Origin of the sequence: Deinococcus wulumuqiensis R12, assembly GCF_011067105.1 — a bacterium.
GTDB lineage: Bacteria > Deinococcota > Deinococci > Deinococcales > Deinococcaceae > Deinococcus > Deinococcus wulumuqiensis.
In genome coordinates this window covers 2,658,778-2,681,143 of record NZ_CP049357.1, presented here as the reverse complement: position 1 = coordinate 2,681,143, position 22,366 = coordinate 2,658,778, and the positions used below count along the sequence as shown (strand labels likewise).

The following is a 22,366-nucleotide window of genomic DNA, read 5'->3' as shown; positions in this document are numbered from 1 at the left end:
TGCGACCTCGGCTCAGCGAATCTCGAAAAGGATGGGCTGCGGCGCGGGCGTCAGCGTTGGCCCGTACCCCTCGTGGACTGTGCCAGCACGGTAATTCACGGGTCTGAGGCTTTGCAGTTGCTCTGGCGTGATGCGGTACTGGCCTGCCGGATACTTGCTGATGCTCAGTAGGTGACAACTTCGTCTCCAGCCGCGCCTGGCGGGCAGAAAGGACGGGTGAGCAGTTCCAGGAAAGCCCTGCATCGTTCGGGTTTCCAACGCAGGGCATCCACGAGATGCTGAGCACCGTGACGCACCAGGCTGACCGCTCTGCGACCATGTTTCAGGACGGGAATGGGATGGGTCTGGCCGAGCCAGACCCCCAGCTGCAAACAGAACATCCAGGCCAGCGTCACCAGACCAAAGAGCCGTTGTAGACGGCTTTTTTCTGTAATCCCCGTTCGCTCCAGGTCGAAGCCTCGCGTTTTGAAGCTGCTGAAGGTGCACTCAATTGACCAGCGCTGCTTGTAAAGCTTCCAGGTCTTCCGAGCATTGAAATCGGTAGCGATGATGATGAGGTCACCCACAGGTGACCTCGTCGCCACCACCCGCATCAACTCCCCGAACACAAACACCTTTTCGCTGATCTCGTGAAAATGACCGTGCTGGACATGCTCAAACCACTCTTTCCCGCTCATATCGTCCAGCATGTCGCTGTGCCGAATGCGGATGGCCCGCTTGATGCCCTGACGACGGAGAAAACGGAACCATTCCGCACCGATGAACTCACGATCAGCCACTAGGCCCAGCCAGCGTTTCGCTGGCAAGGCCCGAAGCAGCTTCAACACCAGCCACATCCGGGCGTACGTGTGACTGTTCCCGGACTCGTCGAGGGGCACCCAGATCAGGGGCAGGGTGAAGCCGTGGACCACGGCTCCAAGCACCAGAAAGTTGATGGGCGTCTCCCCGTGTTCCCAGTTGGTGCGGTCCAGACTCAGCAAAACCTTTCCTGGTGGCAGGTGGGCGACGAGCAGGGCGATGAAAAAGCCCATGTCCAGCTGCTCATCCCGGAAGGTCCGGTCTGCTCGTCTCTTCTTGCCCTGCGGGGTACTCATCCCTGGCATATGGGCACTCAGATCGTGATGATTGACGCTTCTCGCGGCAATCATCGCCAGGAGGACGTCAATGAGCCGCTGGAGCGTGTCGATGCGGAGATGACTGGCGTGCGCTTTGAAGTGCTGTGTGAGTACGGTAGCTTGTTGAGCAGTGGATTCTGTCGATTTCACACTCCCAGGAGACCGCGAACAGTCGGCCCCATCAAGCTTGATGGGGCCGACTGTTGATTTTTCCCGTCTGGGACGACATCGAACTGAAGTTGTCACCTACTGAGACGCGGCAGTAGTGCTCATGGTTTTGACCTTCGCTGGAGCATCGCTTTGCGGCCTTGGAATGTGGCTCTTGGCCCGCAAAGTTTGAGTACCCATCCAAAAGAGAAGCGGAGACCCCCTCTAGAGCATTTGCCAAAAAGACGTAACGTCTTTTTGGCGAGCGGAGCGAGTGCAAGACACTGAGCAGGGCGGAGAATGGAGTGATGCGGGGTGCCGTTCCGCGCATCACGTAATTCGGAGAACTGCTCTAGGAGACCTCCGCCCACCCGCTTGAAAGCTCAAGCCTTGGCGCTTTCGCCTTCGGCCATCTGCCTTCCGCCTTCTGCATCCTCCACCGGGTCGAACCCGTCCCGCCCGCGCTCCACCAGCGTCAGGATGTCGTAGGTCGCCACCAGCACCTCATCTTGATTGCGGATTTCGGCGTGCCATTCGACCACGCCGGTCGGCCTTTCTTCTCCGGGGCGCAGGTCCTTGCGGATTTTGCGCTTGCAGGTCAGGCGGGTGCGGATGGTGTCGCCGATGCCCACAGGTTCCACGAAACGCAGGTTTTCCAGCCCGTAGTTCGCCAGCACCGGCCCAGGCGCGGGCGACACGAACTGCCCGGCGGCGGCGGAAATCAGGAAGTAGCCGTGCGCCACTCGCTTGCCGAAGATGCCTTCCCTCGCGCCGATGTCGTCCACGTGGGCGTAAAAATGGTCGCCCGTGAGCGCGGCGAAGTTCACGATGTCGGCCTCGGTGACGGTGCGGCGGTGGGTCAGCAGGCTGTCGCCGGGCTGAATCTGGTCGAAGGTCTTGCGGAAGGGGTGAATGACGTCCTCGCGGACCTCGGCGCCGGGGATGTGCTCGCGGGTCATCGCGGCGAGGGTGGTCGGGTCGGCCTGTACCGCCACCTTGTTCATGTGGTGCCGCACGCCCGCCAGCCCCGCCATTTCCGCGCCGCCGCCTGCCCGACCGGGGCCGCCGTGCAGCAGCTGGGGCAGCGGCGAACCGTGTCCGGTGCTTTCCCCGGCGTCGTCGCGGTTGAGGACCAGCACCCGCCCGTGCGTGGAGGCGATGCCCAAGACCAGCTCGGTGGCCTCCGCGCGGTCATGCGTGATGACGGACGCCGCGAGGCTGCCGCGTCCCATCTTCGCCAGTTTGATGGCGTCGTCCAGCGTGTCGTAAGGCATCAGGGTCGCCACTGGCCCGAAGGCTTCCAGTTCGTGTGGGCCTTTGGCGGTCAGCGGGTCGCGGCACAGCAGCACGGTGGGGTCGAGGAACGCGCCCTTCTCGCGGTCTCCGCCCAGCAGGTCGGACTCGCCACCAATCACCACTTCCGCCTCCTGCCCCAGCTTTTCCAGCGTCTCGCGCACGCGCTGGCGCTGCTCCACGCTGACCAGTGCGCCCATTCGCACGTCGTCGCGGGCCGGGTCGCCCACCGTCACCTTGCCCAGTTCCTTTTTCAGCGCCTCCACTACGGCATCTACCATGTGGCGCGGCACCAGCGGGCGGCGGATGGCCGTGCATTTCTGGCCCGCCTTGCCGGTCATTTCGCGGGCGACTTCCTTGACGAAGAGGGCGAACTCGGGGTCTTCGGGTTTCACGGTCAACCCCAGCACGGAGGCATTCAGGCTGTCGGCCTCGATACTGAACGGCACGGCGCGGGCCACGATGTTGGGGTGAACGCGCAGCTTGTTGGCCGTCGCTGCCGACCCCGTGAAGGCCAGCATGTCCTGTTCCTCCAGATGGTCGAGCAGGTCGCCCGGTTCGCCCGTGACCAGTTGCAGCGCCCCTTCCGGCAGGATGCCCGACGCCACGATGTCGCGCACCATCCGCTCGGCCAGATACGCGGTTTGCGGCGCGGGCTTGACGAGCGTGGGCATCCCCGCGATGAACGACGGCGCAAATTTTTCCAGCATTCCCCAGATGGGGAAGTTGTAGGCGTTGATTTGCACCGCCACACCTTCACGCGGCACCAGCAGGTGCCTTGCCACGAAGGTGCCGCCCTTGCCCAGCGTTTCCACCTTGCCGTCGGGCAGAAAGCGTTCGTCGGGCAGTTCGCGCCGCGCCATGCTGCTGTAGGCGAACAGCGTGCCGATGCCGCCTTCGATGTCCACCCAGCCGTCGCGCCGCGTAGCTCCGGTCAGCGCGTTGAGGGCGTAGTAGCTCTCCTTGCGCTCCATCAGGTAGGTTGCTAGCGCCCGCAGCATCCGCGCCCGCGTGTGGAAGGTCAGCTTACGCAGCGCCGCGCCCTTTTCGCGCCCGTAGGCCAAAGCCTGGGCAAAGTCCACGCCCTCGGAAGAAATCACGGCGACGGGGCGGCCATACACGGCGTCGAGGAGGGTTTGGCCGTCTTTGTTGGTGTGCCACTGGCCGTACACGTAGGACGCGGGGCGGAGGATTTGGGGTTGGGGAGGGGTGGCCATAGGAGTTTCTCCTTAGAGAAGGTCAAAGGGGGATAGGATTCCTACTACTTTTCGATTCTCATGCCGTCCATCGAAAACCAGCAATGGAAGATGTCCTACTTTCAAGTAGGCCTCTGATTTCGGTGCATGACTGAGAATTTCTTCCGCGTTAAGCAACTCTTCCACAGAGAATGATTGGGATATCTTAGTATTGTATTTGGCTTTGTCGTCACCAACAAAATCTTGCCATTTTCTCGCTACCAGCGAATCACTTATGAAATAGTACTTATCAGATAGCATAACCGGAATGTAAGAGAACGAATTTTCTAGCATCAATTCCCTTACCTTCGCAAGGGTATAGAAATCTTCCGCAAAAATTACACTTTCCGACATTATGTGCTTAACTTGGACGGTCATGCTTAACAGGGATTCCTCTAGGATTATAGATAATCTGACAGACTTTTCCGCAAGGTTTCTAGCAAAGACGCCTCGATGGGAAGCTTCATTTCTGGCATCAACTACCATATCGAACATCACCGAGAATTCCTGCCTCTTCTTTTGATTAGCAAAACTTCTCAGTAGCGAGCCGTACCTCCTCAAGCTCTTAGCATTATTTCCATTTAAGTGACAACCAAACTCTTCCAGTACGAAACAAATTTCGCGGAAATTCTCTGCATCTTCGAGAGCAGCATATCGGGCACCTCTAAATAACTTGAGGAAGTAGGCAGCTTCATCTGCGCTCACTGGCTGCATCTTCTTCCTCTTACTCAGGCTGGGGCGGGGTTGGGGGCTTCACGTTTTACTCCTTCTTAAACGCTCTTGAACCCCTCAAACGGCTCCTTGCAACTCCCACACACATACAGCCGCTTGCACAGCGTGGAGCCGAAAGAGGCGGTCAGGTTCACGTCAAAGCTGCCGCAGCGCGGGCAACGGGTCGGCTCGGCTTCCAGCGTAATCAGCCCCTCACCAGCGGGGGCAGGCGGCGCAATCCCGTACTGGCGCAGGCGTTCGCGGGCGTCGGCGTTAATCCAGTCCGTCGTCCAGGGCGGCGTCAGCGTGCTCCTCACTTCCACGTCCTGCACACCCAAAGCGCGCACGGCGTCCTCGATGCTCTGGCGAATGACATGCAGCGCCGGGCAACCGCTGAAGGTGGGGGTAAAGGTGACGCTCACGCGCTCGCCGTCTATCTGCACGTCCCGCACCATGCCCATATCCACGATGGACACGACGGGGATTTCGGGGTCGGGGACCTGGGCGAGGGCCGCCCAGATGGTTGATAGTTGATGGTCGATGGTCGATGGTTCGCCGTCTTTTTCCATCAACCATTGACCATCAACCATCACCACACCTCCGCGTTCGGCACTTCCCGCGCCACCTTTTGCATCGTCGCCAGCAGCGGGGCGAGGTGTTCGGTGTGGTTTTCGCGGCTGGGGCCAGGGAAGGCTTCGCGGGACATCCGCAGGGCGCATTTGTCTTGCAGGTGGCGCACCATCAGGGCTTCCCAGCGCACCCGCACGGCGGCAATGTCGGGGAGGATGCCCGCCTCCACCAGTTCGGCTTCGCCCTCGACCGTCTGGAACAGTTGCGCCGTGTAGGGCCACAATTCTTCCAGTGCCTTTTGCGTGCGCCTCTGGCTTTCCTCGGTGCCGAGGGCCAAACGCTCGACCCACAGCGCGGTGTGTTGCAGGTGGAATTTTTCCTCGCGCAACGCCTTCTGTGCGACTTCCGCCAGCGGCGCGTAAGTGCTTTGGGCGGCAGCTTCCAGCCACAGCGCCTCGTAAGCGTCGTACAGAAATTGCCTGACCATCGTGGTGGCCCAGTCGCCTTTGGGCAGTTCGACCAGACGGGTGTTGGTGTACTCGGCGGCCTTGCGGAACATGGCGACGCGGTCAGGGTCGGAGCCGTCCAGCTCGGAGCGCAGGCCCAGATACAGCAGCGCGTGGCCCAGTTCGTCCTGCGCGATGTTCGCCAGCGCGATGTCTTCTTCCAGAATAGGCGCGTGGCCCGTCCATTCGCCGTCACGGTGGGCCAGGATGATTTCGTCGTCGGCCAGGGCGGTCAGCTTGCGAATCAGGGCTTCTCTCTGGGACTCGTTCAGGGCGGCGCTCATCGGACAGGCTCCTCGTGGTGCTGGGCGGCAGGCTGGTCGGCCCCATTTTTATCGGCCATGTGGGGCTGCTCGGTGGCGCGGCCCGGCATCAGGCCACTGCGCTTGAGTTCGCCCACGTGCCTGCCGATGGTGCCGTAGTACTGCTGCTGCTTGTAGGTCTTTTCATGCGCGGGCGCGAACCAGCTTTCCACGGTGCCGGGGTCAGATTCGGTCTGCGCCCTGGCGGCGTCAGGGAACACCAGCCACGCCAGGGCGTCTGCGTACGCGTCGCGGGCCTGCCGCAGCGCGTCGCCGGGGCCAGTCGCTTCCACCGTGCCCACCAAATCCACGAAGGTCATACTGCGTTTGTGCGACTTCTTGACGCCGACGTGGTAGGTGCCTGCCGCGCCCGCCGTCTGCAACAGCTCCGGCGTGGACGCGATTTCCTCAGGCGTGGCGGTCAGGATGTCGGCCTCGCGCACGGCCCACAGGCTCACGGCGGCGGGGCGGCGCACGAACACGTTGCGGGCCGTGAGCAGCGCGTGGTCGGGGTCCCCCGCGTGAACGCTGCCCACCGCCTGATAGGGACGTTTTTCGCTGTCCTGCTTGAAGACTTCCCAGCGGGGCCACTGGGTGTCGGGGTGCGGGGCATCCGTCATCAGTCTGCCGCCTCCCCCTTCGCAGCCCGGTTCATGTACGCTTCCAGCGCTTCCCGCACCCACGCGCCCTCGTCCTGCGCGGCCTGCCGGGTGGCGAGGCGCTCGTTGCCGAGGCCCCGCTCGCCCCTGATCACGGCCCAGAATTCGTCCCACTGAATCGGGCCGTGCTTCCAGTTGCCGTCGGCGTCCTGGTGCAGATCGGGGTCGGGGATGGTCAGGCCCGCTTCGAGCAGCTCGGGCGCGTGTTCGTTGAGGAACTCCTGCCGCACCTCGTCGTTCGTCTTGAGCTTGATGCCCCATTGGCTCAGCACGCCGGTATTCGGGCTGTCGGCGTCGTGCGGCCCCAGCATCATCAGGGCGGGCCACCACCAGCGGTTCAGGGCGTCCTGCGCCATCTGCCGCTGCTCGGGCGTGCCCTGCGCGTACAGCACGATCATTTCCTTGCCCTGCTTGTGGTGGAAGGTTTCCTCACTGCAAATCCGCACCATCGCGCGGCTGTAGGGGCCGTAGGAGCAGCCCGCCAGCATGGTCTGGTTCTTGATGGCCGCGCCGTCCACCAGCCAGCCGATCATGCCCACGTCGGCCCAGTTCATGGTGGGGTAGTTGAAGATGGAGGAGTACTTGGCCCGGCGCGTCAGCAGCGCCTCAATCATTTCCTCACGGGTCGCGCCCAGTGTTTCGGCGGCGTGGTAGAGGTACTGGCCGTGCCCGGCTTCGTCCTGCACCTTGGCCATCAGAATCGTCTTGCGCTTGAGGGTGGGCGCTTTGTCAATCCACTCGCCTTCGGGCAGCATCCCCACGACTTCGCTGTGCGCGTGCTGCGAAATCATGCGGATCAGCTGGCGGCGGTACTCGGCGGGCATCCAGTCGCCGGGTTCGATTTTCTCGCCATTCCGGATGCGGGCCTCAAAAGCGGCGTGCTGCTCGGCCGTTTCGCCCTCGGCAATGTGTTTGGGCTGGGTCATAGGACAACCTCCAGTTGTTGGACTTGTCCCAGTTTACCTAACGGGCGTTAGGTTGTCTGTAAGTTGATGCAGAAGGCGGATGGCAGATGGCAAAAGAAAAAGGCTGAAGCATTTGCCTCAGCCCCCCTCTGCTTCTTGCCTAAGCCCAAAAGCTATCTGCCATCCGCGCTTTTAGCCATCTGCCATCTGCGCCCAAGCGGCTTCCGCTCCGTTCCGCCACAGTCGGAACAGCACCGCCTGCGGCTCCACTCCACGAAACCCGTCCCTTTTCCCACTCGCATCCGCTCGGATTGAATCTGAAACTACCAGATTCAATCGGAATCCGTATTACCTCTCCAACAAAATCGTCTCCTGCACCTTCAGCCCCTTTTCCAGCACGTCGCGGGCATGCTGCCGGGCGGCGTCGAGGTCGTGGTCGCGGTAGTTGCCGCATTCGAGTTCGCTGACGCCGGGAATGGGGCGGTCATGGTCGGCAGTGTCCTGGAGGGCTTTTTCAAACGCCCGCATCACGCCCTGTTCGTCGGGTTCGCCGATGACCGCCATGTACATCCCGGTGCGGCAGCCCATCGGGGACACGTCCACCACGTCTTCCAGGTGGTCACGCATGTACCCGGCCAGCAGGTGCTCCAGCGTGTGAATCGCGGCGGGGTCGATGGTGGCCTGGTTGGGTTGCAAAAAGCGCAGGTCGTACTTGGAAATCTGGTCGCCCCTGGGCGTGGTCTTGACCCCGGCGAGGCGGACATAAGGGGCTTTGACCCTGGTGTGGTCCAGATCGAACGATTCGACGTTTGCCATGCCGGGCATTGTGACGTGTGCCGGGCGCCCAGAACGTGACCCGTATACTGCCGGTCGTGCCCACCGCCCCGCGCCGTTTTCCCCTGTGGTTTCCGCCTGTTCTTGCCCTGGTGCTGATCGCGCTCGACCAGTGGCTCAAGGCCTGGGCCGTAGGGCATCTGCTGCTGGGGGCCGACCCGATTCCGGTGATTCCGGGGTTGCTGGACTGGGAACTGACCTACAACACCGGAGCGGCCTGGAGCATGTTCAGCGGCAGCGCGGGCCTGCTCGCCCTCGGGCGCCTTCTGGTCGGGCTGGCGATTCTGGGCTACCTACTCTGGAAGCCGCAAAACCGGTTTCTGACGGTGGTTCTTTCGCTCATCGCGGCGGGCGCCGTCGGCAACGCCATCGACGGTCTGCGCCAGGGCAAAGTGACCGACATGATTCACTCGCCGCTGCTGAGCGCAGTGACCGAAGCCATCAACGGCAGCCGCTTTCCCATTTTCAATATCGCCGACATGTACGTGGTCGGCGGCACCCTGCTGCTGCTGGTCGCCAGCTTCCTGCCGGACGCCGAACAGAAAAAGACCGCTCCGGAAACGTAATACGGGACGGAGCGAAGCGGGCACACATCTCTAAACACACGAAAAAACCGCCGGGCGGCCACGAAGGGCACCCGGCGGGCAGAAACTCAAAAGCTCAGCGCAGGATCTTGAGCGCCTTGAGAATGGCGATGAGAATGACGCTGCCGATCACGCCCCAGACGATGCTGAGGAAGTTGAAGCCGCCGCCCGCCGCGTAAGAGCCGCCGATACGCAGCAGGTCACCGAAGACGAACTGCGCGAGCAGAGCGCCGACGATCCCGATGAGAATGTTCGCCACCGCGCCCTGCTGGGCGTCGGTCTTCATGATCATGCTGGCCAACCAGCCGCACAGTGCACCAACCAAAATCGTAACGAGCCAACCCATGATTCCTACCTCCGTGAGTGTTTGAGCTTAAGTCGAGAAAACTGTGTTGCCTACGAGCTTTCCCGCTGTCGTAAGTGGCAGAATGAGACCCGCTCCCCCTCGACAACGTTGCCTGGCTCACTTTCTCAACAGTGGGCAAAGGCGGGATGGATGTCCCCCAAATAGCGACTCAGGGTCAGACCTGGGGGCGGGTCGGCCCAAACCCCTCTCTGACTGGAAGGAAGGTCACGTCGTCGAGAATTTGTCTTGCCCTTACGGGAAACGGCGCCGGCAGACCGTTAGGATGGGCGCGGCCCCGCTTGCGGCGGCGAATGGAGACCCATGCCCGGACTGCCAGAACACGCTTCCCGTTCGACCCCACGCCTGTTTCCGTTTTCCTCGGCTGAGACGCCGCCGAAAAATAGAGTGGTCCCCCCCTGTGGCTCTCCGAACAGGGTGAGCAGGAGCCGGTGCGGGACCAGAGGGCGCAGAGGAGAGAGCAGCGTTTTCCCACTGTCTCCGAAGAGCAATTCAACCCTCGCCATGCCCAGGGACGCGGCGTGAGCGGCCCGGCAGCCCTGCGGCCCTTCGTGGTTCGCGCTCCGGCGTCGAGCGCCAACCTCGGCCCCGGCTTCGATAGTCTGGGCCTGAGCGTGCCGCTGTACACCACCTTGCGCGTGACCCCGCAGGACCGGACCGAGGTGGTGCCGCTGGGGCCGGAACTGGCAGGCACCCCCGCCGACGAGAGCAACTACGTGTACCGGGCGATGGAACTCGCCGCCAGACGTGCCGGACGCGTGTTGCCCCCAGCCAGAATCGAAATCGAAACCGAGGTGCCGCTGGCCCGGGGCCTGGGCAGTTCGGCGGCGGCGCTGGTGGCGGGCGTGGTGGCGGGCAACGAGCTGCTGGGCCGCCCGCTGGACGACGAAGCGGTGCTCGACGTGACCGCGCGCGAAGAAGGCCACCCCGACAACGTGGCCCCGGCGCTGTTCGGCGGCATCGTGGTCGCCACCCTCGACAAGCTGGGCACGCACTATGTCCGGCTCGACCCACCCGCCCACCTCGGCGTGACCGTCCTGATTCCCGACTTCGAGCTGTCCACCAGCAAGGCCCGCGCCGTGTTGCCGCGCGAGTACAGCCGCGCCGATACGGTCCATGCCCTTTCACACGCCGCGCTGCTGGCGGCGGCGCTGGCACAGGGACGGCTCGACCTGCTCAGGCACGCCATGCAGGACTACGTGCATCAGGTCTGGCGGGCGCCGCTGGTGCCGGGGCTGAGCGACATTCTCGAACATGCCCATGAATACGGTGCCCTGGGCGCGGCCCTCTCCGGCGCCGGGCCGACTGTGCTGTGCTTCCACGACCAGCGGGACAGCACGGCGACGTTGCACAGCTACCTCAGCGGCGTGATGAAGAAAAACGGGCTGGAAGGCCGCGTGCAGGATTTCCCGATAGACGCGGTGGGGACAATCGTGGAGCGGGAAGGGTAGAGAGGAGAAGGCGCTCACCCTCTCCCCTCCCCTCAGTTCATCACTTTCGTCTTGTTGGTCATAAAGTCCTGCAACACGTATTGCCCGATGTTCTGCGGCGTGGTGAAGTACGCCTTGCCCCGCGTCATCTCCGACACCCGCTGCACGAAGCCCACCAGTTCGGGGTCACGGGCCAGCATGAAGGTGTTGATCTGGATTCCCGAGCGGCGGCAGTTGGCGACCTCGCGCAGGGTGGTGCCGAGCACGTAGGGGTCGAGGCCGTAGGGGTTCTTGTAGATGCGGCCGTCGGGCAGCGTGAGGGCCGAGGGCTTGCCGTCGGTGATCATCACGATCTGCTTCATGTCTTTGTTCTCGCGCTTCAGGAGCTGCTGCGCGAGCCGCAGGCCCCCCGCCGTGTTGGTGTGGTACGGCCCGATCTGCGCCTGCGCGAGCTTGCTGACCGGCACTTCCTCGGCGGAGTCATGGAACAGCACAAATTTGACGGTGTCGCCGGGGTACTGGGTGCGGATGAGGTGCGCGAGGGCCAGCGCCACCTGCTTGGCGGGGGTAAAGCGGTCCTCGCCGTAGAGAATCATGGAGTGCGAGCAATCGAGCAGCACCACCGTCGCCGCCGAAGAGTTGTACTCGGCCTGCCGGATGACGAGGTCGGCTTCCTCAAGCTGATCGAAGCCCTTGGAAATGACGTTGCCCAGCGTCGCCGTCGTGTCGAGGTTGAGGGTGTCGCCGAACTCGTAGTTCTTGAGTTCGCCGGTCATTTCCACACCGCTGGCGTACTCGCGGGTGTCGTGCGCGCCCGCGCTGGAGCGGCCCAGACCCCCCATCAGGTCACGCAGCGACTTGTAGCCGAGGAAATCGATGCTCTTGTCGGTGAGCTGGAAGGTGGCCTCGCCGGGGTTGCCCGCGCCGCCCTGCCCGTCCTCGTCGTCGAATTCCTTGCGGATGAACCCGTCTTGCTGGAGCTTGTCCATCAGGCGCTCGATCTGCTGGCCCAGCGCCGTTTCGCGCACGTCCTCGGCCTGAAGCGCTTCGAGCAGCTGCTCTTCGGGAATCATGTTGCGCTCGGCCAGCGCTTCCAGAATCGCGTCGAACAGGTCGTCCATGCTGGGCCGCGCGTTGGGGTCGGGGTCCCAGGGGTCGTTCATGCCCTGCCCGAGCAGCGCCTCCTGAATCATCTGCATCAGTTCGGAGGACTCCAGTTGGTCGAGTTCCCCCTCGAATTTGCTGTAGCGGGTGATGCGTGCCATATGTGTCCTCCTCGCCTGCGCGTGGGCTTCAGCATGACGCACAGCCGTGCGGAGGTTTGTAAGGTTGCGCGGAAGCGCTCCCACGGTAGCCCCCAAATGGGGGAACTGGACACAAGGCCAAGGTCAGTCCTGGGTTTTCCGTCTGCCAGCCTGCCAAATGCAAGGTTTGCGCCAGTACGGACGCACAGGACTCATCAAGTCTTGGGTTTTGCTTGAGCCGAAACTGGGGGTGTGGGGAGAAATTGCCCCCAAAAAGCGCCTCTCTGACGCTCTGTACTCACGGCGGCAAGTAAGCAGGATGTAAGAGGGCGGCCCCTATACTGCCGACGTCGCTGAGGGTTGATCTCAGGAAGGAAGACCCCGACAGGTATCCGGCCAAAAGCCCCCGGTTCTCCTTTTTCTCTCTTGGCCCGGCGCCTGAGCACTTCAGGCGACACGACAGGAGCAAAAGGACGATGCGGGCCGAGGTCCACTGAGATTTCACCTTCCAGCCCCCGTCCTTTCTCGTCCCTCAGACGCACTGAGACTGCACGGCCCCCAGTGGTCAGCCAGGAGGAACACAATGAAACTCAACACCAAAGCACTTGCCCTCATGACCGCTCTCGCCGCTGGTGCCGCTTCTGCGGCCACCACCCAGACCACCGCTGGCACCACCATCACCAACGTCGCCTCGGCAGAGTTCACGGACCCCACCAACCCCGGCAGCACCACCCCGCTGACCGCCACCTCGAACACCGTCAGCACCACCGTGCTGCCCAAGCCCAGCTTCGACATCGTGTACACCGACGGCACGGCGGACGGCAACACCCTGGACAACGCGGCGAAGACCACGACCGGCGCGGTCCCTGGTCAGAGCATCCCCACGAACTACTCCCTGGTCAACACCGGCAACGTCGCTCTGGACGTGGTGCTGAACGCCGACACCACCGGCAGCGCCGCCGGGGCGACCGTGCAGTACTTCCGCCTGAACGCCGACGGCTCGCGCGGCGCGGAAATCCCCCTCGGCAGCACCGTGACCCTGGCCGTGGACAACCCCGCCACCCCCGCCGACGAGGGCCTGGTCAACATCGTGCAGGTCATCACCCTGTCCACCGACCCCACCAAGATCAGCCCCAACAGCGTGTTCGGTGCCTCGCCTGAAGGCACCGTGGCAGGGACTCAGGGCACCGACGTCCTGACCCAGCCCGGCAACGGTGTGCCCACCGGCACCACCATCTACGAAGAGAACAAGGCCGTGAACACCGACCTCCAGTTCACCAAGGTCACGGTGTACGCCCCCGCGCTGGACAACAACCCCAACGGCAGCACCACCACGCCCGTGGACAGCGCCGGCAACCCCATTACCGACACCACCAAGATTCCCCCCGTGACCAGCGTGGACGTGCCCACGGAAACGACGGGCAAGACGGGTGACAACACTCCTGTGGTCTCCACCCCCGGTTACGTGACCCCCACTGCCCCGGCAGGCGACCCCACCACCGGCGGCACCCCCATCGTGCCCAACGTGGGCGGCGACGTGCAGATCGCTTACCCCAAGGCCGACACCAACAGCACCCCCGACACGGTCGTGTTCACCAACACCCTGACCAACACCGGCGGCGCTGCCGACAAGGTGCAGCTGTTCCCCGCGCTGGCTGACGGTACGCCTGACCCCGCCTACGTCTTCAACCCTACCGACGGCACCTTCACCAACGGCACCACCGGCGTGGTCATCCGCTTCCTGGACCCCATCACCGGCGCACCCATCCCGGTGTCCACGGACCCCAGCAACCCCACCGCGGCGACCTACCCCACGGTGACCGTGCCGAACGGGTCGAGCGCCGTGTACCGCACGGAAGTGACCTACCCCGACACCAACGACAGCGACCCTGTTCAGCCCGTCACGGTCCTGATCGGTGCCGACTCGCTCAAGGACGCGGACACCAAGTCCAACAGCAACACCACCAACACCATCCTGCCGCCCGCCGCGCAGTTCGGTGACACCACCCCCAATCAGGGCGCCGACGCGCCTCAGGCCCCTGTGCAGACCGTCAACCCCGGTACGGTGGGCACCCCCACCCCCATTGCTGGTATCAGCAGCCCCGACATCACGGACCGCACCGCCGTGTTCCCCATGGACGTGGTCAACAACGGTCAGTACAACGACAGCTTTACCCTCAGCGGCAGCGTGAACTTCGGTGGCACCACCGTTCCCGTGCTGTACTACGCCGCCGACGGCTCCCTGCTGCCCCGTGTCAGCACCGACCCCGCCAGCCCCGACTACAACAAGTTCATCACCCCCGTCGTGGCTCCTGGCGCGGAAGTCAAGGTGTACGCCGTCATCGACACGCCCGTTGCCCAGATCGCCGGTGAGTACACTGTCAGCCAGACCGCTGTCGGTAACTACAGCACCATCACGATGACCGACAACAACGACATCATCCGCGTCGCTCCGGCCGGCAGCATCGCCGTCGCCAAGTTCGTCGCCAAGACTGGTGTGACTGCGGGCAGCAACCCCATCAACGGGATCGCCAACCCCGCCGACTACACGGCCACCGGCGCCAACGGTGCGCTGCCCGGTCAGACCATCAGCTACAAGATTATCGGCAAGAACAACTACAACACGGCCGTCAGCAACTTCAGCCTGTGCGATACGGTGCCCACCAACACCACCTTCGCCAGCATGACCCTGAACCCGGCCCCCACCAAGACCATCTACCGCGTGAACGGTGGTACCTGGAGCGCCACGGCCCCCGCCGCTGGCCTGGCTGCCGGAACGGTCATCTGCATCGCCCCCGACGCTGACGGCAACAACCTGCCTGACGCCCTCGCCGCTGGCGCCACCCTGACCGCCGACTTCGGCGCGACCGTCAAGTAAACCTTCTCGCAGGCGCACCTCTGCTACAGGCGGGGTGCGCCTTTGTCGTAAAACAGACTGATTTTTTTCCGCGCATATTTGAGTGCCGACCTTCCCCCGCGACCCCTTTTTCCTCGCGGCGCTGTCAGGAGAGACCCATGACCCTCCCCTCGTTGCTTCAACGTTCCCACGTACCCCTGCTCACAGCCGGCCTCGCCGCTCTGTCCTCGGCATTCGCCGCCACCCCAGCCGGAACCCTCATCACCAACCGGGCCGTCGCCACCTTCACGCCCACAGAATCCGGTGGCCCGAGCCAGTCCGAGAGCAACTTGGTGACCACCACCGTGCAGGCGGTGTGCGCAATCAGCGTGTCTGGACTGGGCAGCCTGGACCAGAGGGTGCAAGCCGATGACCAGGTGACGTTCAAACTGACGGTCACCAACGCCGGCAACGAGACTTCGGACCTGCCACTGGACCTGCGCCTGAGCGGCAGCTTTCAACCGGCGGTGTCGCTGTACCTCGACAGCAACGGCAACGGTCAGGTCGACGGCGACGACGCGAAGGTGCAGAGTCTCGAGCTGCAGCCCGATGCCAGCGCCGCACTCCTGATGGTCGTGGACACCCCCCTCGCCGCACAGGGCGAGGCCAGCGTGAACCTGACCACCTCCTGCGGCGGCTCGGCTGTCGCCACCGTGCGCGTTCTGCCTCCTCCCGAACTGCGTGTCCAGAAGAGCTTCACCCCGACCCAGGTGCGCCCCGGCGAGGAAACCACCGTGACTGTCACGGCCCGCAACCCCAGCAACGACGAGGCCCGGCAGGTCGTGCTGACCGACCCGCTGGCCGAACAGATCGCGCGCGGCCTGACCTATGTTCCGGGCAGCGCCCGCGCCAGCGGCGGCACCCTGGAATACAGCGACGGCGTGAGCTGGAGCGCGCAGCCGGGCGCGGACGTGCAGGGACTGCGCGTGGTGGCTTCCCGACTGGCCCCGGGCGCCGAACTCGGCCTGACGTTCCGCATGGTGGGCACGGAAGCTGCCGACGGACAGCAGTACACCAATGTCGCCGTCGTGCAGGTGCCCGGACGCGACGCCTCGGCTTCGGCCAGCGTGGAGGTTCGCTACAACCCCGCCGTCGCCCTCGGACCCGTCGGCACGCCGCAAGCCGCCGAGGGCAGCGCCGCCGATCAGCAGACCCAGCCCTTCGCCGTGGTGGGACAGCGCGTGTGCTTTGACCATACCCTGCAAAACACCGGCGACGTGGCCGACAACTTCCGCGTCACCGTGACTTTTCCGCAGGGCGAAGCCAGCGCCGACCTCCTGGGCGAGGACGGGGAAGCGCTGAAGCAGCCGCTGCGTCTCGAACCCGGCCGCAGCACTGTGGTGCGGGTGTGCTACGTGCCTGCCACCGCCGGTTCCCTGAAGGCAGTGATCACGGCCAGCGGTGAGCGCGGCACCTCCAACGCCACCGAAGACCTGATCAGCCGCATCGAAGCCGGCTTGCCCGAACTGAAAAAGAGCGTCGTGGCGACCACACTGGACGTGGACGGCAAACCGGTGACCCTGGGACCCGGGCGGACCGTGGCGACGGACGACACCCTGACCTACACGCTGGAAGTCCGCAACCCCTATGACCGTCCCCTGAGCGACGTGGTCGTCACCGACCCTATTCCCGCGCACCTCGATTTTCTGGACGCGAGCAGTGGCGGTACCCCCAGCGGGACTCTCGACGAGCAGAGCGTGACCTGGCAGCTCGGCACCCTCGCCCCCGGGGAACGCCGGACCCTCACGTTCCGGGTCCGGGTCACTGACCGGGCCGTAGACGGGGAGAGCCTCAAAAACATCTTCCAGCTGGTGTCGTCCGAGTTCCTGTCCCCCGTCAGCAGCAACGAGGTGAGCACGCCGGTCTGGAGCGCGCGCCTGGTGATCGACAAGGCCGTGTCGGCCCAGGAAGCCACCTACGGCGAGCGCCTGACCTACACCCTGCGTATTCGCAACACCTCGAAAACCACGGCAGTCGTGCTGCCGGTCATCACAGATACCCCTGCACCGGGCCTGGAATACATCGCGGGAACGGCCACCCTCAACGGTCAGCCGCTGGCCGATCCCGGCAAGGAAGGCGGCAGCCTGCTGTGGACGATCGAGAACATCGAGGCGGGGGGCGAAAGTGTGGTGACCTACGAAACCCGCGTGACACCCCAAGCCACCGCCAAGCTGAGCAACACCGTGGTGGTCGAGGGACGTGGCGGCGAACGGGCCGTCGCGAGCAACCGCGCCACCGCCGTGACCAAGCTCAACCCGCTGAAGTTCGCCGCGATCAGCGACATCGTGGGCACCGTCTTCGTGGACCGCAACCGCAACGGGCTGTACGACAAGGGCTTCGACACCCCCATCGAACGCGCCCGCATCATCCTGGCCGGTGGGCAGCAGGTGCTGACCGACAAGCTGGGGCGCTACAAGTTCGGCAACGTGCCCTTCGGAACCCATGCCCTGCGGCTCGACCCCAACACCACGCCCTACCTGCCGCTGCACGTCGCCCAAGACGGCGGGCTGGCTGGCACCCGGACCGTTCAGGTGGGCGGTCTGACCATCCTGGATTTCCCGCTCTCCCCCCTGACGGGGGAGGTGGCCGAGGTGCGCCGCACCACGCTGACCCAGGGCGACCTGCAGGTCCAGAAGGTCGTTTACGCTGGCCGTGACGGTGAGTACGTGGTCGAACTGCGGCTGACGGCGCAGCGGGCACTCAGCGATTTCCAGCTGAACGACCCCCTGCCTGCCGGAGCCGTTTTGAAAGAAGGAAGAAATACCCTGAGCGCTACCTTGGCTGCCGGTGAGACCAAGCTGACCTACCGCTTCCAGTGGGCGGGTGAGCAAAGAGCGGTCACCACGGACCCGGTGGTCCGCTGGAGGTACTGAAGTGAAACCTAAAGCCAAGCGTACAGTCAACCTGATCAGTGCCCTGCTGACGGCCGGGGCCCTGATCGGGACTGCGGCCCAAGCTCAGGACCTCAGCACCCCCCTGCCCCTGAACAGCGCGGGCAGCGAACTGACCTGGGCCGCGGGAGACTCCAGTCTGTTCCTGACCGTCGCGGCCTCCGGCCCGGTCAAGCTGGAACTGCAGGAAACCCCTTCGGACACGGCTGGCTCCCGTGATGCGGCCGCCGGACTGACCGTCAGCCTGACCGACGCGGCGGGCCAGGACGTGCCGACGCAGCCTCTGACCGTCGGTGAGCAGGGCTGGCAGACCCTGATCGAGCAGGAACTTCCGGCCGGCACCTACCGCCTGCGGGTGCAGGGTGACGCGGCGAGCCGCTTTTCCCTGCGGCTGACCGGTGAAGGCGCCGCGCTGGGAACGGACGCCCCGGCCCAGGACCGACCCGCCCCCGCAATCACGCGCAGCAGCACGGTGTCGCTCCCATTCGACGTGCCGAGCGAAACGCAGCAGATCACGCTCGCTCAGCGGCTGCCTGCCGGAGCGACGCTGGTCAGTGGCAGTGGCCGACTCGACGGCAAGGTGCTGCCCGACCCCCTGCGCGGTCCCAGCGGCACGCTGTACTGGGTCGTGGACGCGCCGACCGGCAACCGCACCGAGCAGGGCGCGGCGCTGCGCGGGTCGATCAGCTACGACCTGACCCACACCGAGGCGCTGGGGGAATTGCCCCCCGCCGCCTTGCAGGTCTCGCTGCGCGGCAACCGCACCGAGCTGCTGCAGGGCCAGCTTGACGCCGGGGACCTGCGGGCCGCCAGCAAGCTCACGGCCGCCACGGACGGTCAGCAGGTCGAGAACGGGGGCGCCATCAAGCTGCCCGCAGACGGCGCCGTGTACCGCATCCGTGACCGCATCAGCGTGACGGTGGAAGCGCCCCAGGGACCTGTTCCTGCCCTGACGGTCAACGGTGTGACCGTCGACGAGGACAACATCGGCACCAACGTGCAGGACGGCGTCCGGGGCGTGCAGCGCCTGACCTACGTGGGGGTTCCCCTCAAAGCGGGCACCAACGTCCTGCGCGTTCTGAACGACGAAATCAAGGTCGTGCTGGTCGGCCCCACCGCCAAGACCGAGGTCAAGCCGCTGGAGTTGCAGGCCGACGGCAGCTCGCCGGTGCGGGTGCAACTGCGTACCCTGGACGCCTCCGGGCAGCTCACCAACCAGCCGACGGTGACGGTGCGCACCAACCTCGAACCCCGGTTGCCCGACGCCGACCCCGGTCAGCCCGGCTACCAGGTCCGGCTGGTCGGCGGGGAAGGCACGCTGGAACTCCAGCCCCAGGTTTCGCCGGTCGCCCTGAAGCTCGACGTGCTGCAGAACGAGGAGGTCAAGACCTACCGCTACGAGGTCACGCCCGACCGCAGCCGTGTGGGCATCGGCGTGGTGAGCGCGACGGTGGGCCTTGACGGGACCTTCACGCCGCAGGACGACCTGACCTGGCAGGCCCGGGGCGCCTACGAGGGACCGCTCGGCGCGGGCAAGCTGTACATCGCTGCCGACAAGGACGGCCTGCCGACCGACCGCAACACCCTGATTCGCAACACCGTCTACGGCGACGCCAGCACCGAGAACGTGCCGCTGCAGGGCATCGATCCGGTGGCCTTCACCTACGACCACCCCAACTTCCGGGCCGAGTACCGCCGCCGCAGCCTGCCGGTGGACGTGCTGCCGGTGGGCGAGGAACTCACCGCGCTGACGGCCTATTCCAAGACCAACCCGCAGGTGTCGGGGTTCGTCGCGCTGGTGCCCGAAGACCGGGTGGTCAACCGGCCCCTGACGCCCGAAGGCACCCGTGTGCTGCGGCTGGGCGACACCGGCATCACCCTGGGCAGCGAAACGCTGGAACTCGTGACGCTGGAACGCAGCACCGGCAAGGAACTCGAACGGGAAAAACTGGTCCGCAACGTGGACTACGTGTTCGACCCCCGCAGCGGCGTGGTGACCTTCAACCGCGCTGTGGACCGCCTCGACGCGCAGCTCAACGAGCATGTGGTGTACGCCAGCTACCGTCTGGACAACCCCCTGGGCAAGCGCCGCACCGTGTACGGTGCCCAGATCAAGACGACGGGGACCAACTACAGCGCCGGAATCGCCGCCGTTCACCTGGATGGACGCACGACCTACGGCGTCAAGGCGGACTACCAGAAGGGAGCGCTCAAGGCCAGCGGTCTGGTCGCGTACTCGGGCGGAGTTCAGGCAAGCGCCGACCTGGGCACGGTGCTCGACCAGAACCACGACCTCAGTTTCCGCGTGCGCTACCAGCAGGAAAGCTACCAGGGGCTGGCCCCCTTCAGCCCCGGTCTGGTGGTCGGTGGGCGCTACAACGGACACCTGACGCCGCGCCTGAGCGTCGTGGCCGAAGCCGAGTACCGTGACCTGCCCGCGCCGCGCTCCAGCGACGTGGAAAACGCGGACCGCACCCGGGGCGGCAACGTCACCGCCCGCGCCGTGTACCGCCTCGACCCCTTCACGGTGGGCGGCGGGGTGACTTACGCCTTCGGGGACCGCTCGGGTCTGGGCGTGGTCGGCAGCGTGGGGTACCAGCGTGACCCGATTTCGGTCGACGTGGTTCACACCCAGCCGATCATCGGCAACCTGGACCCCACCACCGACATCAGCACCAAGTTCCGCATTCGCAAGAACCTCACCCTGGGCTTCAACGACAAGATCACCTGGGGCGTGGGTCAGGCCGCCGCGCTGACGCTCGACACCATGCTGGGCAACGTGAACTACGCCGTGGGCTACGAATTGCCCACCGCCAGCGGCGCCGGCAACCGCGCCCGCTTCGGGGTGACCACCACCCTGCCGCTGAACGACCGCACGGCGCTCAACCTGCGCGGCAGCGTGCTTTACGACGTGGCGAAGGCCGCACTGGAAAGCGGCGCCGGGGCCGATGTCAACTACAAGACCGACCGCCTGAGTGCCACCGCCGGCACCGACGTGTCCTACCGCAGCGATGCGGGCTTCGGTGTCGTGCTGCGCGGCGGCGTGACCGGCAGCGTCAACGACGAACTGACCCTGAACGCGGGCGGCATGGCCGAGTTCGGACAGGGGCGCGGTGGGCAACGCCTGGAAGTCGGCTACGCCTACCGGGGCCGCACCCTGAGCAGCCTGGGCTATGGCCGCTACGTGACCGGCTCGCTCGCCGGGGGCCAGCCGGAACTTGCCTTCGGTCTGAGCGCCGCCTACCGTCAGTCTCAATGGGGAGTGCGCGGCGGAGTGGAAAGCCGCACCCAGCTCGACGACCGCGACAGCTTTACCCTCCAGGGCTGGCTGGGCGGCACCGCGTACCTCTCCGACCGCATTGCGCTGACCGCCTGGGGCCGCGCCCTGACCCAACCTGCCACCCAGACCACCCTGTTCGGTTACGGCGTGGAAGGCAGCGTCCGTGCCCTGCCCGGCACCTGGGTCACGGCGGGATATAACCTCAAGGGCTTCGAGGGCTTCCAGAGCGCGTACACCTACACCCGTCAGGGACCGTACCTGCGCCTCGACCTGACCCTCGACGAAACGGCGGGCCAGCGCCAGCCCTGACCCTGAGTTTGAGCTGACCGGCGGTCCACCTTGACGAGAGGGGCCGCCGTATCCTCTTGCCCTCTCGGTCTGTCCGGCCTGTGCATTCGGGCGAGTGGATGCCGGTCAGGTCTGTGGCCAAGTTCGGGCTAAAGTTCAAAGCCGTATGACCTCTCATTTGCGCGGCATCGTTCTTCTGCTGGTGGTGACTGCCATCTGGGGAAGCACGTTCGCAGTCGTCAAGGAACTCGGGAAGCTGCTGTCTCCGGCCGCGCTGCTCGCCTGGCGCTTTTCCATCGGGGCGCTGGCGCTGCTGCCGGTGCTCGCGCTGGGGCGGCGGTCCGCTCCTGACGCGGCGCACCCCGCAGAAGAAACTGGCCGGCGAAGCTTGGTGCGCGACGGATTCATCCTCGGCCTGTGGCTGATTGCAGGGTACGGCACCCAGACCATCGCCCTGCAAAGCACCACCGCCAACCGCGCGGCCTTTTTCACGGCGCTGAGTGTGGTGCTGGTCCCGCTGTGGTTGACCCTGGTGCAGCGGCGGCGGCTGCCCGCGTTGCTGTGGGCGGCGCTGCCGCTGGCGGTTGCCGGACTGGCCCTGCTGTCCTGGGAAGGGGGAGCCTGGGTTCAGGGCGACGCCTGGGCGCTGGCCTGCGCCGTGACCTATGCCGGGTTCATCGTGACGCTGGAAAAGCTGGCGTCCCGGCACGCGCCGCTGCCCTTTACGCTGGCACAGGTCCTGACCGTGGCGCTGCTCGCCTGGGTGTGGGCGCTGCTGAGCGGCGCGGCGCTGTGGCCCCCGGCGGCGGCGTGGGCGCCCCTGCTTTACCTCGGTGTGGTCGCCACCGCCGTGACCACGCTGCTTCAGACGGTGGGCCAGCGCCACGTCAGCGCCACCGAAGCCAGCCTGATCTACGCGCTGGAACCGGTCAGCGCCTCGCTGTTCAGCTTTCTGCTGATCGGTGAGCGGGTGGGCGCACGCGGTGCCCTCGGCGGAGCGCTGGTCGTTCTCGCCACAGTGCTCAGCAGCGGCGCGAACGACGCGCAGCAGGCCGAAACGGACGTACCCGACCCGCAGAACACTTGAACAGGGTTCGTTCAACAACAGATTT

The 22,366-nt window shown here is 65.1% G+C and carries 16 protein-coding genes; 6 read left to right on the top strand and 10 right to left on the bottom strand.

The genetic code is table 11. The annotated features are described in order from the left end of the window. Positions 1 to 164: 164 nt before the first annotated feature. The 8 genes from G6R31_RS12955 to G6R31_RS12920 all read right to left on the bottom strand — a co-directional run bounded on the left by G6R31_RS12955 (position 165) and on the right by G6R31_RS12920 (position 8,259). Positions 165 to 1,148 (bottom strand): IS4 family transposase, encoded by a 984-nt coding sequence (locus G6R31_RS12955; protein WP_164994000.1) that lies wholly within the window; start codon positions 1,146 to 1,148, stop codon positions 165 to 167. 497 nt (positions 1,149 to 1,645) lie between these two features. Further along, a complete protein-coding gene (gene paaZ / locus G6R31_RS12950) occupies positions 1,646 to 3,772 on the bottom strand; it encodes a phenylacetic acid degradation bifunctional protein PaaZ (RefSeq protein WP_017870861.1) in 2,127 nt (708 codons plus the stop codon). Between the two features lie 12 nt (positions 3,773 to 3,784). Next, complete coding sequence (locus G6R31_RS12945; protein ID WP_152423670.1) at positions 3,785 to 4,504, bottom strand: CBS domain-containing protein; 720 nt, start codon at positions 4,502 to 4,504, stop codon at positions 3,785 to 3,787. Positions 4,505 to 4,560: 56 nt separating this feature from the next. Then, positions 4,561 to 5,070, bottom strand: coding sequence for a 1,2-phenylacetyl-CoA epoxidase subunit PaaD (paaD, locus tag G6R31_RS12940; protein WP_051056496.1), 510 nt, complete (start codon positions 5,068 to 5,070; stop codon positions 4,561 to 4,563). A 20-nt stretch (positions 5,071 to 5,090) separates the two neighbouring features. Further along, positions 5,091 to 5,861, bottom strand: a complete 771-nt coding sequence (gene paaC / locus G6R31_RS12935; RefSeq protein WP_017870859.1) for a 1,2-phenylacetyl-CoA epoxidase subunit PaaC — start codon at positions 5,859 to 5,861, stop codon at positions 5,091 to 5,093. After that, positions 5,858 to 6,499 carry a phenylacetic acid degradation protein gene (locus tag G6R31_RS12930; RefSeq protein ID WP_017870858.1) on the bottom strand — a complete coding sequence of 214 codons (642 nt, stop codon included), beginning with the start codon at positions 6,497 to 6,499 and terminating at the stop codon, positions 5,858 to 5,860. Before G6R31_RS12930 ends, paaC begins: the two co-directional genes overlap by 4 nt. Next, positions 6,499 to 7,464 carry a 1,2-phenylacetyl-CoA epoxidase subunit PaaA gene (gene paaA / locus G6R31_RS12925; protein WP_017870857.1) on the bottom strand — a complete coding sequence of 322 codons (966 nt, stop codon included), beginning with the start codon at positions 7,462 to 7,464 and terminating at the stop codon, positions 6,499 to 6,501. The genes G6R31_RS12930 and paaA overlap by 1 nt, the downstream gene beginning before the upstream one ends. Before the next feature lie 327 nt (positions 7,465 to 7,791). Further along, complete coding sequence (locus G6R31_RS12920) at positions 7,792 to 8,259, bottom strand: S-ribosylhomocysteine lyase (RefSeq protein WP_025566903.1); 468 nt, start codon at positions 8,257 to 8,259, stop codon at positions 7,792 to 7,794. Positions 8,260 to 8,276: 17 nt separating this feature from the next. On the opposite strand from G6R31_RS12920, the gene lspA reads away from it, so the two are divergent. Beyond that, a complete protein-coding gene (gene lspA, locus G6R31_RS12915) occupies positions 8,277 to 8,843 on the top strand; it encodes a signal peptidase II (RefSeq protein WP_017870855.1) in 567 nt (188 codons plus the stop codon). A 94-nt stretch (positions 8,844 to 8,937) separates the two neighbouring features. Here the strand turns inward: lspA and G6R31_RS12910 are convergent, their stop codons facing one another. After that, on the bottom strand, positions 8,938 to 9,207 hold the full coding sequence (locus tag G6R31_RS12910) for a GlsB/YeaQ/YmgE family stress response membrane protein (protein ID WP_025566899.1): 270 nt from the start codon (positions 9,205 to 9,207) through the stop codon (positions 8,938 to 8,940). Positions 9,208 to 9,746: 539 nt separating this feature from the next. Between G6R31_RS12910 and thrB the strand changes: the two genes are divergently transcribed. Then, positions 9,747 to 10,676, top strand: a complete 930-nt coding sequence (gene thrB / locus G6R31_RS12905) for a homoserine kinase (RefSeq protein WP_017870853.1) — start codon at positions 9,747 to 9,749, stop codon at positions 10,674 to 10,676. Positions 10,677 to 10,708: 32 nt separating this feature from the next. On the opposite strand, the gene G6R31_RS12900 is transcribed toward thrB, so the two are convergent. Beyond that, on the bottom strand, positions 10,709 to 11,920 hold the full coding sequence (locus G6R31_RS12900; RefSeq protein WP_017870852.1) for a vWA domain-containing protein: 1,212 nt from the start codon (positions 11,918 to 11,920) through the stop codon (positions 10,709 to 10,711). A gap of 562 nt (positions 11,921 to 12,482) precedes the next feature. On the opposite strand from G6R31_RS12900, the gene G6R31_RS12895 reads away from it, so the two are divergent. From G6R31_RS12895 to G6R31_RS12880, 4 genes are all read left to right on the top strand, one after another. Beyond that, entirely contained in the window at positions 12,483 to 14,777 is a 2,295-nt protein-coding gene (locus G6R31_RS12895) for a DUF11 domain-containing protein (protein WP_017870851.1), read from the top strand. A 137-nt stretch (positions 14,778 to 14,914) separates the two neighbouring features. Continuing rightward, on the top strand, positions 14,915 to 17,668 hold the full coding sequence (locus tag G6R31_RS12890; protein WP_017870850.1) for a DUF11 domain-containing protein: 2,754 nt from the start codon (positions 14,915 to 14,917) through the stop codon (positions 17,666 to 17,668). Between the two features lies 1 nt (position 17,669). Beyond that, on the top strand, positions 17,670 to 21,275 hold the full coding sequence (locus G6R31_RS12885) for a hypothetical protein (RefSeq protein WP_017870849.1): 3,606 nt from the start codon (positions 17,670 to 17,672) through the stop codon (positions 21,273 to 21,275). 145 nt (positions 21,276 to 21,420) lie between these two features. After that, positions 21,421 to 22,341, top strand: coding sequence for a DMT family transporter (locus tag G6R31_RS12880; RefSeq protein WP_025566895.1), 921 nt, complete (start codon positions 21,421 to 21,423; stop codon positions 22,339 to 22,341). The last annotated feature ends 25 nt before the right edge of the window (positions 22,342 to 22,366 follow it).

Bases quoted from the DNA above. Each gene is read 5' to 3' on its own strand.
- G6R31_RS12955 (WP_164994000.1), bottom strand. From the start codon at position 1,148: ATGATTGCCGCGAGAAGCGTCAATCATCACGATCTGAGTGCCCATATG.
- paaZ (WP_017870861.1), bottom strand. From the start codon at position 3,772: ATGGCCACCCCTCCCCAACCCCAAATCCTCCGCCCCGCGTCCTACGTG.
- G6R31_RS12945 (WP_152423670.1), bottom strand. From the start codon at position 4,504: ATGCAGCCAGTGAGCGCAGATGAAGCTGCCTACTTCCTCAAGTTATTT.
- paaD (WP_051056496.1), bottom strand. From the start codon at position 5,070: ATGGAAAAAGACGGCGAACCATCGACCATCGACCATCAACTATCAACC.
- paaC (WP_017870859.1), bottom strand. From the start codon at position 5,861: ATGAGCGCCGCCCTGAACGAGTCCCAGAGAGAAGCCCTGATTCGCAAG.
- G6R31_RS12930 (WP_017870858.1), bottom strand. From the start codon at position 6,499: ATGACGGATGCCCCGCACCCCGACACCCAGTGGCCCCGCTGGGAAGTC.
- paaA (WP_017870857.1), bottom strand. From the start codon at position 7,464: ATGACCCAGCCCAAACACATTGCCGAGGGCGAAACGGCCGAGCAGCAC.
- G6R31_RS12920 (WP_025566903.1), bottom strand. From the start codon at position 8,259: ATGGCAAACGTCGAATCGTTCGATCTGGACCACACCAGGGTCAAAGCC.
- G6R31_RS12910 (WP_025566899.1), bottom strand. From the start codon at position 9,207: ATGGGTTGGCTCGTTACGATTTTGGTTGGTGCACTGTGCGGCTGGTTG.
- G6R31_RS12900 (WP_017870852.1), bottom strand. From the start codon at position 11,920: ATGGCACGCATCACCCGCTACAGCAAATTCGAGGGGGAACTCGACCAA.
- G6R31_RS12895 (WP_017870851.1), top strand. From the start codon at position 12,483: ATGAAACTCAACACCAAAGCACTTGCCCTCATGACCGCTCTCGCCGCT.
- G6R31_RS12890 (WP_017870850.1), top strand. From the start codon at position 14,915: ATGACCCTCCCCTCGTTGCTTCAACGTTCCCACGTACCCCTGCTCACA.
- G6R31_RS12880 (WP_025566895.1), top strand. From the start codon at position 21,421: ATGACCTCTCATTTGCGCGGCATCGTTCTTCTGCTGGTGGTGACTGCC.